The sequence below is a fragment of the Streptosporangium sp. H16 genome (genome assembly GCF_051918855.1).
Lineage (GTDB): Bacteria > Actinomycetota > Actinomycetes > Streptosporangiales > Streptosporangiaceae > Streptosporangium.
On sequence record NZ_JBPXMD010000020.1, the window covers coordinates 18,682 to 32,053 of the forward strand.

Annotated in this window: 13 protein-coding genes and 1 tRNA gene; 10 read left to right on the plus strand and 4 right to left on the minus strand. The window is 67.1% G+C overall.

Going from position 1 to position 13,372, the window contains the following annotated elements:
- Nucleotides 1–28 precede the first annotated feature (28 nt).
- From ACTOQ2_RS28765 to ACTOQ2_RS28790, 6 genes are all read left to right on the plus strand, one after another.
- Entirely contained in the window at nucleotides 29–1,525 is a 1,497-nt protein-coding gene (locus ACTOQ2_RS28765) for an alpha/beta hydrolase (RefSeq protein WP_440103753.1), read from the plus strand.
- 64 nt (nucleotides 1,526–1,589) lie between these two features.
- Nucleotides 1,590–1,663: transfer RNA gene (locus ACTOQ2_RS28770), tRNA-Thr, on the plus strand.
- Between the two features lie 144 nt (nucleotides 1,664–1,807).
- Nucleotides 1,808–2,449, plus strand: a complete 642-nt coding sequence (locus tag ACTOQ2_RS28775) for a hypothetical protein (RefSeq protein WP_440103755.1) — start codon at nucleotides 1,808–1,810, stop codon at nucleotides 2,447–2,449.
- 325 nt (nucleotides 2,450–2,774) lie between these two features.
- On the plus strand, nucleotides 2,775–3,266 hold the full coding sequence (locus tag ACTOQ2_RS28780) for a hypothetical protein (RefSeq protein ID WP_440103757.1): 492 nt from the start codon (nucleotides 2,775–2,777) through the stop codon (nucleotides 3,264–3,266).
- A 701-nt stretch (nucleotides 3,267–3,967) separates the two neighbouring features.
- Nucleotides 3,968–4,489, plus strand: a complete 522-nt coding sequence (locus ACTOQ2_RS28785) for an ATP-binding protein (protein ID WP_440103758.1) — start codon at nucleotides 3,968–3,970, stop codon at nucleotides 4,487–4,489.
- A gap of 421 nt (nucleotides 4,490–4,910) precedes the next feature.
- Nucleotides 4,911–5,279: an STAS domain-containing protein gene (locus ACTOQ2_RS28790; RefSeq protein ID WP_440103760.1), complete on the plus strand. Its 369-nt coding sequence runs from the start codon at nucleotides 4,911–4,913 to the stop codon at nucleotides 5,277–5,279.
- Between the two features lie 128 nt (nucleotides 5,280–5,407).
- On the opposite strand, the gene ACTOQ2_RS28795 is transcribed toward ACTOQ2_RS28790, so the two are convergent.
- From ACTOQ2_RS28795 to ACTOQ2_RS28805, 3 genes are all read right to left on the minus strand, one after another.
- Complete coding sequence (locus ACTOQ2_RS28795) at nucleotides 5,408–6,085, minus strand: GAF and ANTAR domain-containing protein (RefSeq protein ID WP_440103762.1); 678 nt, start codon at nucleotides 6,083–6,085, stop codon at nucleotides 5,408–5,410.
- Between the two features lie 133 nt (nucleotides 6,086–6,218).
- Entirely contained in the window at nucleotides 6,219–6,938 is a 720-nt protein-coding gene (locus ACTOQ2_RS28800; protein WP_440103764.1) for a GAF and ANTAR domain-containing protein, read from the minus strand.
- Nucleotides 6,938–7,423 carry an STAS domain-containing protein gene (locus ACTOQ2_RS28805; RefSeq protein ID WP_440071390.1) on the minus strand — a complete coding sequence of 162 codons (486 nt, stop codon included), beginning with the start codon at nucleotides 7,421–7,423 and terminating at the stop codon, nucleotides 6,938–6,940. The genes ACTOQ2_RS28800 and ACTOQ2_RS28805 overlap by 1 nt, the downstream gene beginning before the upstream one ends.
- Nucleotides 7,424–7,861: 438 nt before the next feature.
- On the opposite strand from ACTOQ2_RS28805, the gene ACTOQ2_RS28810 reads away from it, so the two are divergent.
- On the plus strand, nucleotides 7,862–8,305 hold the full coding sequence (locus ACTOQ2_RS28810) for an ester cyclase (RefSeq protein WP_440103766.1): 444 nt from the start codon (nucleotides 7,862–7,864) through the stop codon (nucleotides 8,303–8,305).
- Nucleotides 8,306–8,485: 180 nt separating this feature from the next.
- Here ACTOQ2_RS28810 and ACTOQ2_RS28815 read toward each other — a convergent pair whose 3' ends face one another.
- A complete protein-coding gene (locus ACTOQ2_RS28815) occupies nucleotides 8,486–9,031 on the minus strand; it encodes a TetR/AcrR family transcriptional regulator (RefSeq protein ID WP_440103768.1) in 546 nt (181 codons plus the stop codon).
- Between the two features lie 123 nt (nucleotides 9,032–9,154).
- On the opposite strand from ACTOQ2_RS28815, the gene ACTOQ2_RS28820 reads away from it, so the two are divergent.
- The 3 genes from ACTOQ2_RS28820 to ACTOQ2_RS28830 all read left to right on the plus strand — a co-directional run bounded on the left by ACTOQ2_RS28820 (nucleotide 9,155) and on the right by ACTOQ2_RS28830 (nucleotide 13,289).
- Entirely contained in the window at nucleotides 9,155–9,994 is an 840-nt protein-coding gene (locus ACTOQ2_RS28820) for an oxidoreductase (protein WP_440103770.1), read from the plus strand.
- 167 nt (nucleotides 9,995–10,161) lie between these two features.
- Nucleotides 10,162–10,929 carry a MerR family transcriptional regulator gene (locus ACTOQ2_RS28825; protein WP_440071386.1) on the plus strand — a complete coding sequence of 256 codons (768 nt, stop codon included), beginning with the start codon at nucleotides 10,162–10,164 and terminating at the stop codon, nucleotides 10,927–10,929.
- Nucleotides 10,930–11,069: 140 nt separating this feature from the next.
- Nucleotides 11,070–13,289: a transglycosylase domain-containing protein gene (locus ACTOQ2_RS28830; protein WP_440071385.1), complete on the plus strand. Its 2,220-nt coding sequence runs from the start codon at nucleotides 11,070–11,072 to the stop codon at nucleotides 13,287–13,289.
- Nucleotides 13,290–13,372: the final 83 nt, after the last annotated feature.

The window sequence follows — 13,372 nt, forward strand, 5'->3', positions numbered from 1 at the left end:
GACCCACGGACTACGGAGCGGACAAGGCGTGAGATCCCAGGTGGTCGCCGTACTGGCGGCGGTGGTGACCCTGCTGGCGAGCGCGTGCACCGGAACCGACGCCAACGCCGGTTCCGGCAGTGGTACGGGCGGTGGCGAGGCGGGGAGAGCGTCGCTCGGCTGGGAGGAGTGCGGGGACGGTTTCGAGTGCGCGAAGCTCCCGGTTCCCCTCGATCATGCCAAGCCGGACGGTGAGAAGATCGAGCTCAGCGTGATCCGGCTGCCCGCCTCGGGCGACCGGATCGGCTCGATCCTTCTCAACCCCGGCGGACCCGGCGCCTCCGGGGTGAAGTACGCGCGAGGTGCCCGCACGGCGGTGAGCAAGGCCGTACGAGACCGCTTCGACATCGTGGGCTTCGACCCGCGCGGGGTCGGCGGGTCCGCGCCCGTCCGCTGCCTGTCGACGAGCGAGCTGGACACCTACGTCGGCCTCGACAGCTCGCCCGACTCGCCGGGGGAGGTCACCATGCTGGAGGAGGGCTCGCGGCGGTTCGCCTCCGGCTGCCAGGCCCGCTCGGGCAGGCTCCTGCCGCACGTCGGCACGATCGACGCCGCCCGGGACATGGACCTGCTGCGCGCCGCGGTCGGGGACTCCCGCCTCACCTACCTCGGCAAGTCGTATGGCACCCAGCTGGGCGCCGCCTACGCGGACCTCTTCCCCACCCGCGTACGCGCCCTCGTCCTGGACGGCGCCGTGGACCCCTCGCTCAGCCCGCTGGAGATGAACACCGCGCAGGCACGCGGTTTCGAGGTCGCCCTCGACGCGTTCCTCGGCGACTGCCTCACCGCCACCGACTGCCCCTTCCGCGGCTCCGTCGGCTCCGCCCGCGCGGAGATCGCCGCCCTGCTCCGCCGCGCGGACACGGCTCCCCTGACGAATGGGACGGGCGACGGCCGTACGGTGACCGAGGCCTGGACCACCCTCGGCCTGATCACCCCGCTCTACGACCGGCAGGCCTGGCCGGTTCTCCGCCAGGCACTCGGCCGGGCGCTGAAGGGCGACGGCACCACCCTGCTCCGCCTGGCCGACCTGCTGATCGACCGCGAGGCGAACGGCGAGTACACCAACCAGACCGAGTCCAACCTGGCCGTCAACTGCGTCGACGCCCCCTACCCCCGCGACTCCGCCGCCTACGCCACGGCGGCCCGGGAGTCGGCCAAGGACGCCCCGCTCTTCGGCGCGTACGTCATGTGGAGCTCGCTGCCCTGCGCGTACTGGCCGGCCAAGGGAGGCCCGCGGGCCAAGATCGACGCTCCCGGAGCCCCGCCCATCATGGTCGTCGGCACCGAACGCGACCCGGCCACGCCCTACCAGTGGTCCGAGGCTCTCGCCTCCCAGCTCTCCTCCGGTGTCCTCGTCGGTTTCGACGGTGACGGGCACACCGCCTACCTGACGGGCTCGGAATGTGTGGACCGCCTGGTGGACGACTACCTGATCGATCTGACCGTTCCCAAGGACGGAACCCGGTGCCCCAAGATCAGCTGATTCCAGGGCGCGGGAAGGCCCCGGGAGCCTGTAGACTGCCGTAGGCCGTGGTGAAACACGGCACGCCGCCTTAGCTCAGTCGGCCAGAGCACTTCACTCGTAATGAAGGGGTCTGGGGTTCGATTCCCCAAGGCGGCTCCCAAGCCAGAGGCCCTTCCGGTTCGTCCGGGAGGGCCTCTGTCGTGTCGCGTCCCGATCGTGCGTATGGGAAATATCGTTAACCTGCGCCGCCTCATGGCGCTCATTGATCGTTTGGGTCGAGAAACTCTAGAATGTCGTTCCATGCCCCCCGCGATCTTAGGTGGCCTCGCCGCCGCTCTTCTGCTGGCTTCCACCGCTCCCGCCATGGTCGCAGCCCCCGTTAAGCCCCTGACTTCGGCCCAGCTGCGCGCCGCCCTCATCACTCCTGAGGACCTGGGCGATGATTACACCCCCAACTCGAAGCGCAACCGCGAGGCGCTGGACTCTAAAACGGCCCGCACAAAAAAGTGCGTGAAGGTTATCAAGGCGCTGAAACCCCTCCTCGGAAGTAAGGCGGCGGTCTTCATCGACGAGGAGGGCAAGCCGTCGGGCGTCAAGCAGTTCGCCATAAGTGGCACCCCCGCCCAGGTGGCTCGTTGGCAGACGGTGGGCAAGGTCATGGTTCGTGACTGCGTCAGGGGCAACACGAGGGCCGATGGTGTTAGGGAGAGAATCACCAAGCTCTCCATCGGCAAACTCGGGGACTGGGTGTATGGGATCAGGTACAGCGAGACGGTCCCCGAGGCGAAGATCAGTCCGGTCCACGCGATGGACGTTGTGCTCATCAGGGTCAAGAACACCGTCACACTGCTGGTGAGCGACGGCTTTTTTGCGACGTTCGATCCCGGCCTCAGCAAGCGGGCCGCGAGGGTGGCAGTACCAAAGCTTCGGGACGCCCAGTAAACGGTCTCGAAGTCCATATGAAGAAGTCCCTAACCAACCTCGCCGTTCACACCGTCGATCAGCTCGCCCGCACGGTCAAGAACTGGCTCAAACGGATGCAGTACCGCCCCGCTCTCATTAGCGACGCACACCTCGTCAACTTTGCCGAACGATCTTGGTGTTCAGATCGTGCCGACCTAGGGAATCACGTCGCGCGCATGTATGTGATGTGAGCGTCGCGGCTTACTGTCACCGTGAAGGAGTCGAACCTGAATGACTGACCGGGCCGAGGCCATTCTCCTCGAACTGCTGGGCAGGCGATCCAGCTGTCTTCTACGCTCCGATCATGTCGGACATCTCGTATTTCGAGGCGTGGAGCATGTGGCTGGATGGCAAGTCCGCGCTGGGCAACGACCTGGCTGGTATGCCAATGATTTGGTGGGGGCGATTCGGGAAGATCGGCGCCTTCGTTGGCGGGATGACAGTGGTGCTCGACGTGATCGGGCCTGAGCGCATCCGAGAGTTCGGCGTCAGAATCAGGCACGCGGACCCTTTTGGCGAGCAGCCATACCTCTTCCCCGCGGGCCAAATCATCGCAGCGTTGGGGGCAGTGGCGTTCATCGTTGCCGTGCTCACCGGCGGCGGTTCAATGGACTTGCGAACCTGGCTGGTCATCATGGTGTGCTGGGCCTCCGCCTTGACTCTGGTGTTCCGACTTGATCGCATCGCCAAGCTTGTGGCCAGCGTCCTGGAGAACCCCTTGCCAGAGCGCATCATTCGATGGGTGGCGGTGCTGTTGCTCGTGGTCGGCTTCCACTTCGACTTGCTCGCCTCGTAACTATCATCAGCCCACGCCTAGATCCAAAGAAGAGCCTGCGAAGTTCAAGAGACCGAGGGACCTGGCCGGACCAGGAGCATGAGGCGGACCACGTCGTTACGGACGTGCTGCAGGCGATGGAGATCTTGCACGCGGTTCGGTAACCGGTTCGGAAGCGGGGGAGACATAAACGTCGATCTTGCTAACGCGGATGCTAACAACAGGTATGGACGGACCTGGACGACCGTGGACTGAGGGACCTCATGAAAGCTGCCCGAGCAGGTCCGGAAGACGGCTGTGGATGGTCCTGGACGATCGTGTTCTAACTCGTAATGAAGGGGTCTGGGGTTCGATTCCCCAAGGCGGCTCCAGGTCAGGGGCCCTCCGGGATCATTCCGGAGGGCCTTTTTCGTGTCCGTACAGCAGTGAGACACAGCAACGGAGTCAGCTGTTCTGGACCGATCTGGCCATGTTCTTGTCAGGAGTCTCGCCGATCAAGCCGTGCTCGTTCTGGACTGCACGGAGCTGTGCCAACTGTTCGCGACAGGTAGGGCTTCGTACAGGCCTCGGTGATCACGGGCAAGGGCTCCCTTGCTCCGGCGTAGCGATCTGGCTGTGGCCGGGAACGTTCACCGGAGGTGGCCCATGCCATCCGCCATGGCACCAGGACCTGTTTCTCGGAGTTCGTTCCCACGGCTCGCACAGCACTAGCATCGGGTTCCGTGATCGTATGGCTCAACGGCACCCACGGCGCAGGCAAGACGACGACCAGTGCACTCGTGCAGCGACTGATCCCGGATTCACGGGTGTTCGACGCAGAGAAGGTCGGCGAGACACTCATGGACATCACGCCAGGGCTGCCCGCGACGGACAACTTCCAGCACTGGCCGCCTTGGCGGCCACTCGTCGTCGAGACCGCCCGCCGCGTACTCGACTACACCGGCGGCACTCTGGTGATGCCCATGACCGTCCTGGTCGAGCAGTACTGGCGCGAGATCAGCACGGGCCTCGCCCACCATGCCATTCCGGTACGGCACTTCGTCCTCCACGCTGACCAAGACACCCTCCGCAGGCGCATCGAGGGGGACACTCTTCTTGGTCCGTCCCCCTTCCGTCTCAAATACCTTGAGCCTTACGCCGAGGCGGCCCGCACGTGGCTACACGGTGAGGCCGAGGTTGTCGACACCGCGCACCTCACGCCCGCCCAGGCCGCTCTGCAGATCGCAGAGGCCGTCAGAAGTTGAGGTTCGCCCCCACGCGAAAACGTGCACCCAACAGTGTCCGGGTTCCGGTGGGGGCCTTTTGCCAACACCCTCGCTAACAGCTCTCATGATCACATTGAGGTCTGAAGGTGGGTGAAGTGCTGCCGTCCATCCTCAAGGCGTACTTGATGCCGCGTGAGCGGGAAGCATACTCCCAGCCCATGCAAGGGCCTGAGCAACGAAGAGGCATGCCGGATCGTCGGTATCAATGACAAGACCGGCCGGCGATGGCGTAACGGCCGCGGGGAGGGCTGGTTTCGCAGGGCGCCACGCCGTACACTACGGAGTGTATTTGAAAATCTACACAGAGTCGCTTTTATCGTATTTGGCATGTTTCGTACATCGCCATCTCCCTGGGCCGTCTTGACCTCGCGTCCTTAAGGTGATGCATCAGGGAGACACCATGGGTTTGTTTCATCTGGCCGTCCGCCCCGTGCACGACTACCCCGACGACCACACCGTGGTCGAAGTCGGCGGGGAGGTGGACCTGGCCACCGCGCCCCGCCTGCACGCCTACCTCGCCCCGCTCATCAACGGCGCCACGGGCCCACTCGTCCTCGACCTCGGCGCCGTCACCTTCATGGACGCCCGCGGTCTGACCGCTCTCATCGCGATCAGAGCCCACGCGAACACCGCCATGGTCCCCCTCCGGCTTGCCGCGCTTCCGCCTCTCGTCCAGCGGCTTCTGCGCCTGACCCGCCTGGAGGCCTCCTTCACCATCGTGACCGGCCCGGACCACCAGCCGACCACCTCCTACACCCCCATCGCATGAGCGACCACCCCATCGCATGAGCGGCCGGCCCGGGAAGCGAGACCGCACTTGCCGGGCTGGCCAAGCCCGCGAACGCCCGGCAGGACAGGCCGCTGACGAGGAACAACCTGTCACATGAACGTCGCCGACTACGACGGGGCGGAGTTGAGCAGCTCGGCCACGACCGCGTCCTGGTCGATCACCTGGCGGGCCACGGCCGACAGTTGCCGGTTGTGGTTGCGGGCGTAGGCACGCATCAGGGCGAACGCCTCGACGATGGGAATCTGGCCGCGCTCGGCGAGCATGCCTTTGGCCTGTTCGATGACGATGCGGCTGTTGAGGGCGTGTTGCAGTTGCTCGGTGACGAGTTGATGCTGGCGCAGGGTCCGCTCATGGGTGATGCCGATGGTGGCCACGTCCGCCAGCGCCTGAGCCACCGAGGTGGCCTGGGGGGAGGGAAGGCCGGTGGTGGCGCTGAACAGGTTCATCGCTCCCAGCACCTGGTCGCGCAGCCGCAGCGGGAAGGCCTGGACCGCGGCGAAGCCCATCTGGTGGGCCGCTGTCGCGAAACGCGGCCACTGCTGTGGGTAGGCGGCCAGGTCCGAGCAGGTAACCCTCTGCCCGCTGTGGTAGCAGTCCAGGCAGGGGCCCTCCTCGTCCTGCAGCTGGAACAGCTCCAGCAGGCGGGCCTGTTCGGTGGAGGCCGCCACCAGGGTCAAGGATCCGCGTGGGTCGGCCAGCAGGATGCCGGCGGCGTCGACGTCGAGGAGGTCCACGCAGCGCTCGGCCAGCGTCTGCAGGAAATCGATGACATCGAAGCCGACCACCAGTGTGTCGGCCAGTTCCACGAATGTCTGCGCTGTCCGTCGGTCGAGCACTGTCTTCACCTTCGTCCCGTGATTCATGATCGTATCCGGCGGTTCATCATCTGTGGTCGCCTCACACCGAGTGTCGTTCGCATCAGTCCGGTTCGAATCGCAGCCGCCGCGCCACCACGTCGCGGGCCACCTCCAGCAGGCTGCGCTCATCGGCGAAGGCGCGGGCGCGCAACCGGACGAACGCGGCACTCAGGTCGGTGCCGGCCTGGACCGCGACCATGCCGGTGGCCTGGTGCACCTGCGCCCAGCGCTCGGCGCTCCCCCACCGCAGTTCCTTCACCTCTCCGACGGCCCCGTCAGGGGATGCCAGCTGCTGCACCTGCACCAGCAGCGCCGCATCGGCGAACACCAGCGCATCGGCCGCCTGGTGCGGAGTCAGCCACCCCTCCTCGGCACGGCTGATCTCCAGCACGCCGACCGAGATCGCCCCCAGCAGCAGCGGGAACGCGAAGATCGCCCGAGCACCTGCTCGTACGGCGGCCGGGGCGAACATCGGCCAGCGCCGCCGCGTATCGTCCTCGGACAGGTCGCCGACCAACACGGGCCGGTCCTGGCCGAGCGCGTCACGTCCCGGGCCCTCGCCCAGCGTGACGTGCAGATCCATCAGCCGGTAGGCGTTCGGACCGCTCGCGCACACCGGTTCGTAGCCCATGAGCCGGCCTCTGAGGGCCACGCCCACTCCTTGGGCGCGCAGCGTCCGCGCACCGATCAGGCACACAGCATCGATGGAGACCTGTCCGCCCTCAGCGCGAGCGTGGTCGTTGATCGCCGCCCACACCGCCGCCGAGCGTTGCTTGTCCATCAACCTCCGCCGTCTACGGCGCCGGTGTTCCTGGCGACCCGGAGCGGGCTGCCTTCGCCGATATCGAGCCGCACCTCGTTCAGGCTCGCGGGGGGTGTCTGATCCCCTCCGGGCGCTTGGCCCCATCCGGGCACCGCGTCCCAGCCGGTGAGCGCCAATATGCGGCGTACCGCCGCCGAGACCGCCACCACCCGGATCACACCCGTGCTGCCGCCACCCGCGACAAGACCGGCGCTGACCAGCACGCGCAGGCCGCTCACATCGATGAAACCCAGCCCGCTCAGATCGACGTGAAAGGAGCCATCGCCGCGGGCCGCCCGATGGGCCGTCGAAGCCAGCGCCGCCGTCACGGCGGGCACGCCGTTACGGTCCAGCTCTCCGTCCAGCCGTATTCCCAGCGGATGAATCGTCGATGTGATGCGTAATATCCCGTATGTCCTACTGTTGTGGACCGGTGCGTAGGAGATGCCGTCAATACCGTCCATGCCGCATCCTCCAAAGGCTCACCAAAAAGACAAGCCGCGAGGTCAAGACGGCACAACATCAGCGCAAGCAGGACGCCACAGGCTCAGGTGGCCCACCGGCGAAGGACATCGTGTCCTCAGGCTACTCTTCGGCGCGGTGCCTGACCATTGCCGCACCAGAACCCCTGACCGGGAAGCGGCTGCTTGCCGATGGCGCTGATGGGCGCCGTCCACCCCGGGGCAAGCACCTGCGCCCTTGTTGCCGTCGGCCTGGGCCGGGGCGTGTTCCTTGACATACGTATGACGACGGTTTGATCGGCGGCTGACGCCTCGGTGGATAGCGTAAAAAGTCGACGGTTGAGTTCGATGAGGCTCAGTTCGCCAAATAGGCGCTGAGGCATCTTCATCTCGATCCATCCAGGGGCGTTGGGCGGCCCCAACGCCAGTGAGGCGCGGCCCATGTCTGTTTTCTGGGACCTCAAGCACCGACTGTGCGAGGCGATCAACGCCCACGACCTACAGGGAGTGCTCGACTGCTACGCTCCGGACGCCGTCCATGTCGCGCCAACGGGCGTGGTGGAGGGCCATGAGCAGATCGCCTGGCTCTACGAGCAGTTGTTCGTCGGCTTCCCGGACCTGCACCTGACGCCGTGGTACGAGATCGGCGACCACGACAACCCGGCTGTCACGGAATGGACGATCACCGGGACGCATTCCGGACCTTTTCTCCTGCCGGATGGGCGCGAGATAGAAGGAACCGGCCGTCACATCACCGTCCGCTCCACATGCTCTGCTTTCGTCGAGAACGACAAGATAAAAACGCACCGGGAATACTACGACCAGTTGGAGCTGTACAGCCAGCTCGGCTACGGCTTGACGGAGCTCACATCCGTCTCCGCGTAGGCCGGACATCATCCAGGCCGGGGGAGGCGTCGAACCCCATCCGTGCGAGGCCGGGGCAGGGGGTCCGGTCCAGGTTGTCACCGCGGTTCACGGTTCGACCGGAGTTCGCGGCGGAGTGTCCGTGCAGTGCGAGCACCGGGCTGTTCCTCCCTGTTCCGCCGGAACCTGAAAGATCCGCGGCTATCGCCGTCCGACGCCGTTGAGCAGCGTGTCGACGACGAGATCGGCGGCCTGAGGGGGTTCGAGCAGGGGGAACCGGTGAGCGGCGGTGTCGACGAGGTGATCCAGCATGGCGCGGGCCCAGTCGGCGGGCACGTCGGTGCGTAGCAGGCCCTCGCCGGCCGCCCGCTGGACGAACCTGTCGAGCCGCGCGCTCTGTTCCTCCCTGCGGGCACTCGCGGCCGGATTCGCGCGCATCATCCGGCGCACGTCCACCGGCCACTCCCGGCTGACCGGGACTATGCCCTCCACGTACCGGTGCAGCGCCACCGCCACCTGGGCCTCGACGAGCCGGGCCTGGTCCAGCACCCGCTCGGAGGAGTCGAGTTTCGCCTGGAAGATGGCCGCGAGCAGGGCCTCCTTGGTGGGAAAGCGCCGGTAGACGGTCCGCCGGTCGACTCCGGCCTCGGCGGCGATCGTGCCGATGCTGGTCGACGGGTCCTCGGCCAGCAGGCGGGCACCCGTACGCAGGACCGCGGCGAGGTTGCGGGCGGCATCAGCTCTCATGATCCTTCCAGTGTACTGAGGTGTGACACCTGTCCGCTTGACATACACAAGCATGAGGCATTAACTCCTGTTAATGTCACATTGATGTGGCGGATAGACGGCACGCTGCCTGAAGGAGGCACAGTGATCAGGACCTGGCTCATCACCGGAAGTTCACGCGGCTTCGGACGCGAGCTCGCGGTGGCCGCGCTCGAGCGCGGAAACCGGGTGGTCGCCACCGCCCGCCGGCCGGAACAGCTCGACGAACTCGTACGGAAGTACGGCGACCACGTGCGTACGTTCGCCCTCGACGTCACCGACGCCGGGGCCGCACGCGCCGCCGTACGGCTGGCCGTCGACGAGTTCGGCGGGCTCGACGTGGTGGTGAACAACGCCGGCTACGCCAACTCCTCCCCGATCGAGGAGACCCCGGACGAGGACTTCCGCGCGCAGGTCGAGGCCAACTTCTTCGGCGTCGTCAATGTCACGAAGGCCGCCCTGCCGGTGCTGCGCGCCCAGCGTTCCGGGCACATCCTGCAGTTCTCCTCCATCGGCGGGCGCGTGGGCGGGTCCCCCGGCCTGGCCGCCTACCAGTCCGCGAAGTTCGCGGTCGAGGGCTTCTCGGAGGTGCTCAACAACGAGGTGAAGCCGCTGGGCGTCAAGGTCACCATCATCGAGCCCGGGGGGTTCCGCACCGACTGGGCGGGATCGTCCATGCGCATCCCGGCCGTGGGACCGGACTACGAGGAGACCGTCGGCGCGATGAACCGGCGGCGCGCGGGCTTCGACCGGATGGCACCGGGGGACCCGGTGCGAGCGGCGCGCGTCATTCTCGACACCGTGGACCTCGACGAGCCGCCGCTGCGTCTGCTGCTCGGATCGGACGCGGTGGACCTGGCCGAGAAGTCGTCCCGCGCCCGCGCCGCCGAGGCCGCGCGGTGGGCGGAGGTGAGCCGCTCCGCGGACTTCCCGCCCGGCGAGTGAGCCCTCCCCGCCAACCCGGCCAGGGCACGAGCCCACCGGCCCGGGTATGACGTTCGCACGTTCCCTGACCTGCCGCTCACGGCTTGACTTTGCCGTCGCGTCAACATCTACCGTCATGGACGAGCCGGAAGATCCGGCTCGGTGACGGTGGGAACGGGTGGCAGGCCATGGCGTGGTCGATCGCACAGGTGGCGCGAATGTCGGGAGTGACGTCAAGGACTTTGCGCCACTACGACGAGATCGGGCTGCTGGCACCCGCCTGGGTCGGCGCGAACGGCTACCGCCACTACGAGGAGGATCAGCTGCTGCGACTGCAGCAGATCCTGGTACTGCGGGAGCTCGGCCTCGGTCTCGCCGAGATCAAGGAGATCGTCGACCGGCACACCGACCCGGTGGCGGCACTGCGCGAGCACCATCGGCGGCTGCTGGGGGAGCGTGACCGGCTGGACGCGGTGGCCCGCGTAGTGGCTCGCACCATCACCGAACTTCAGGAGAGCGAAGGGAAGGGTGAGATGTCCAAAATCAGTAGGCCGGAGAATCTGTTCGAGGGGTTCGACGGGGCGCGGTACGGCGCGCAGGCCCGCGAGCGGTGGCCGGAGCACTGGGAGCGGTCCGGGCAGCAGGAACTCCTGGACGCCGTGACTCCGCAGGAGATCGACCGCATGGGGCGGGAGGCCACGGCGGGAATGATCCGGATGGCCGAGCTCATGGCCGCCGGCACGCCCGCCGACGACCCCGCGGTTCTCGCCGAGCTCGACGTCCACTACCGGCACATGACCCGGTTCTGGACGCCGACCGCGGCGGAGTACGCGCACCTGGGCCGGATGCAGGTCGACGACGAGCAGTTCAGGGCGAACTACGAACGGATCGCCGAGGGCCTGGCCGGATACATGAGCGACGCCATGGCCGCGTACGCGCACGCCCGGCTGAGCTGATCCTCGCCGGATGAGTCGAGGGAGCTGCAGATCCCTCGGCCATCGCCGGAGCCGCCGGGCCGCCGCGCCGCCCCGGAAGATGACCACGCATCGCGCATCGCGTGCGAGGAGCACCTTGAAAACCCCATAATCTATGGCTTATGGCTGAACGGGGTGAAGGACAGTCGGGGGTCGCGTCCAAGATCGGGCGGCTCGCCGCCATCGGAGCGGCCGCGGGCCTGCTGGTCGCGGGAATCGCGTTGCCGGCCGTGGGAGGCGCGGGTCTCGGCTTCGTGTCGGCGACCAACGAGCTGAATCTCAAACCCGAGGACCTCGTCGAACCTCCGCCCGCGGAGGTCTCGATCGTGCAGGACGCCGGGGGCAAGGAGATCGCGCGGTTCTACGAGGAGTACCGCGAGGTCGTCAACCTCGACCAGATCGCCGAGGTCATGAAGACGGCGATCATCTCGATCGAGGACTACCGGTTCTACCAGCACGGCGCGATCGACCTTGAGGGCACGATCCGCGCGTTCGCCAAGAACCTGCACGCGGGCGGGGTGAGCCAGGGCGGATCGAGCATCACCCAGCAGTACGTCAAGCAGGTCCTGCTCAACTCCGCCGACACCGACGAGGAGAAGAGCAAGGCGCTGGAGGCCAGCTACGCGCGCAAGCTCAACGAGCTGCGTCACGCGATGGCGGTGGAGGAGAAGTACACCAAGGACGAGATCCTGGGCAAGTACCTGAACATCGCCTACTTCGGCGCGAGCGCCTACGGGGTGGAGGCGGCGGCCAAGCGGTTCTTCGGTGTCGGGGCGGACGAGCTCACCCTGCCGCAGGCGGCGACGCTGGCGGGCGCCGTGCAGGACCCCAACGCCACCGACCCCAACCTGGGCAGGAAGCAGCGCGAGCGGTTGCTGCACCGGCGCAACGTCGTGCTGGACCGGATGGCCGAACTCGGCAAGATCACCCCCGCTGAGGCGGCCGAGGCGAAGGCCACCAAGCTCGGCTACAAGGGGACGAAGTTTCCCGGCGGCTGCGAGTCCAGCGACTACCCGTACTTCTGCATCTACGTCCGCAACGAGATCCTGCGCAACCCCGACTTCGGCAAGACGGCCAAGGCCCGCGAGGACTTCCTCAACCGAGGCGGCCTGACGATCAGGACCACGATCAACCCGACCATGCAGGCGGCGGCGGACAGGGCGATCAGGAAGTGGGTCCACCCCTCCGACAAGCCGGTGGCGGCCGAGGCCCTGGTCCAGCCGGGTACCGGAGCGATCAAGGCCATGGCGGCCAGCCGCCCGTACGGCCGGAGCAAGGCCAGGAACGAGATCTCCTACAACCTCGTCGCGGACGCCGCGCACGGCGGCGGCGTCGGCCTTCAGGCCGGCTCGACCTTCAAGACGTTCACGCTGCTCACCGCGCTGAAGCAGGGCATGAAGGTGAATGACGGGTTGTCGGCCGGGGCTGGCTTCCGCGCTTCGAGCCTCTCGGATTTCAAGAACTGCAAGGGCGAGAACATCGGTGACCTGAGCCACACCGTCACCAACGACGAGGGCAACCCCGGCTGGAAGACCCTGCAGACCGGCACCTGGGGCTCGGTGAACACGTTCTTCATGGCGCTGGAGAAGCGCGTCGGGCTCTGCGAGACCATCAAGACCGCCAGGTCACTGGGCATCCACCGCTCCGACGGGCTCAAGCTCCTGGAGTTCTCGACATTCACGCTCGGCACCAACGAGATGGACCCGGTGACCGTGGCCAACGCGTACGCCGCGATCGGCGCGCGCGGCAAGTACTGCGCGCCGATGGCGATCACCCGGATCACCGACAGGAACGGCAAGGTCACCGACTACAAGCCCAAGTGCCGCCAGGCGCTCGACCCCGAGGTCGCCGACGCGGCGGCCGACGTGCTGTCCGGTGTGTTCACCAAGGGCACGATGCGGGCCGTCGGCGGCATCGGCCGCGACGCGGCGGGCAAGACCGGCACCACCGACAGCTCCGCCACCGCGTGGTTCGCCGGGTTCACCCCGGACCTGGCCGGCGCGGTCAGCATCGGCGACCCGCGCGGCTCGCAGGACTACAAGCTGAACGGCGTCACGATCGGCGGCCGCTACTACGGCTCGGTCTTCGGCGCCAGCATCCCGGGTCCGATCTGGAAGGACACGATGCTGGCGGCGCTGAAGAACGTCGAGCCGACGTCGTTCACGCCCATCAACACGGAGCGGTTCGGCGGTTGCGGCCAGAGCTGCCAGCCCGCGCCGCCCCCGTCGGACGACGACGGGGACTCCATCGAGCTCAACGGCCCCGACGACCCCGGTGGTTTCGACAGGCCCGGCCGGAACGACGGTCCCGGCGGTCGCGGCAACGGTCGCGGCGGCCGGTAGAGCCCCTTTGGCGAGGGCGACGGCTGACTGGAAGGCGGGGCGGCGGCTGATTGGAGTCAGGGGCGACGTCAGCAGGCAGGGGT

Coding starts and splice junctions, on each gene's coding strand:
- ACTOQ2_RS28830 (WP_440071385.1), top strand. CDS start 11,070: ATGGCTGAACGGGGTGAAGGACAGTCGGGGGTCGCGTCCAAGATCGGG.
- ACTOQ2_RS28825 (WP_440071386.1), top strand. CDS start 10,162: ATGGCGTGGTCGATCGCACAGGTGGCGCGAATGTCGGGAGTGACGTCA.
- ACTOQ2_RS28790 (WP_440103760.1), top strand. CDS start 4,911: ATGGGTTTGTTTCATCTGGCCGTCCGCCCCGTGCACGACTACCCCGAC.
- ACTOQ2_RS28800 (WP_440103764.1), bottom strand. CDS start 6,938: ATGGACAAGCAACGCTCGGCGGCGGTGTGGGCGGCGATCAACGACCAC.
- ACTOQ2_RS28805 (WP_440071390.1), bottom strand. CDS start 7,423: ATGGACGGTATTGACGGCATCTCCTACGCACCGGTCCACAACAGTAGG.
- ACTOQ2_RS28810 (WP_440103766.1), top strand. CDS start 7,862: ATGTCTGTTTTCTGGGACCTCAAGCACCGACTGTGCGAGGCGATCAAC.
- ACTOQ2_RS28775 (WP_440103755.1), top strand. CDS start 1,808: ATGCCCCCCGCGATCTTAGGTGGCCTCGCCGCCGCTCTTCTGCTGGCT.
- ACTOQ2_RS28815 (WP_440103768.1), bottom strand. CDS start 9,031: ATGAGAGCTGATGCCGCCCGCAACCTCGCCGCGGTCCTGCGTACGGGT.
- ACTOQ2_RS28780 (WP_440103757.1), top strand. CDS start 2,775: ATGTCGGACATCTCGTATTTCGAGGCGTGGAGCATGTGGCTGGATGGC.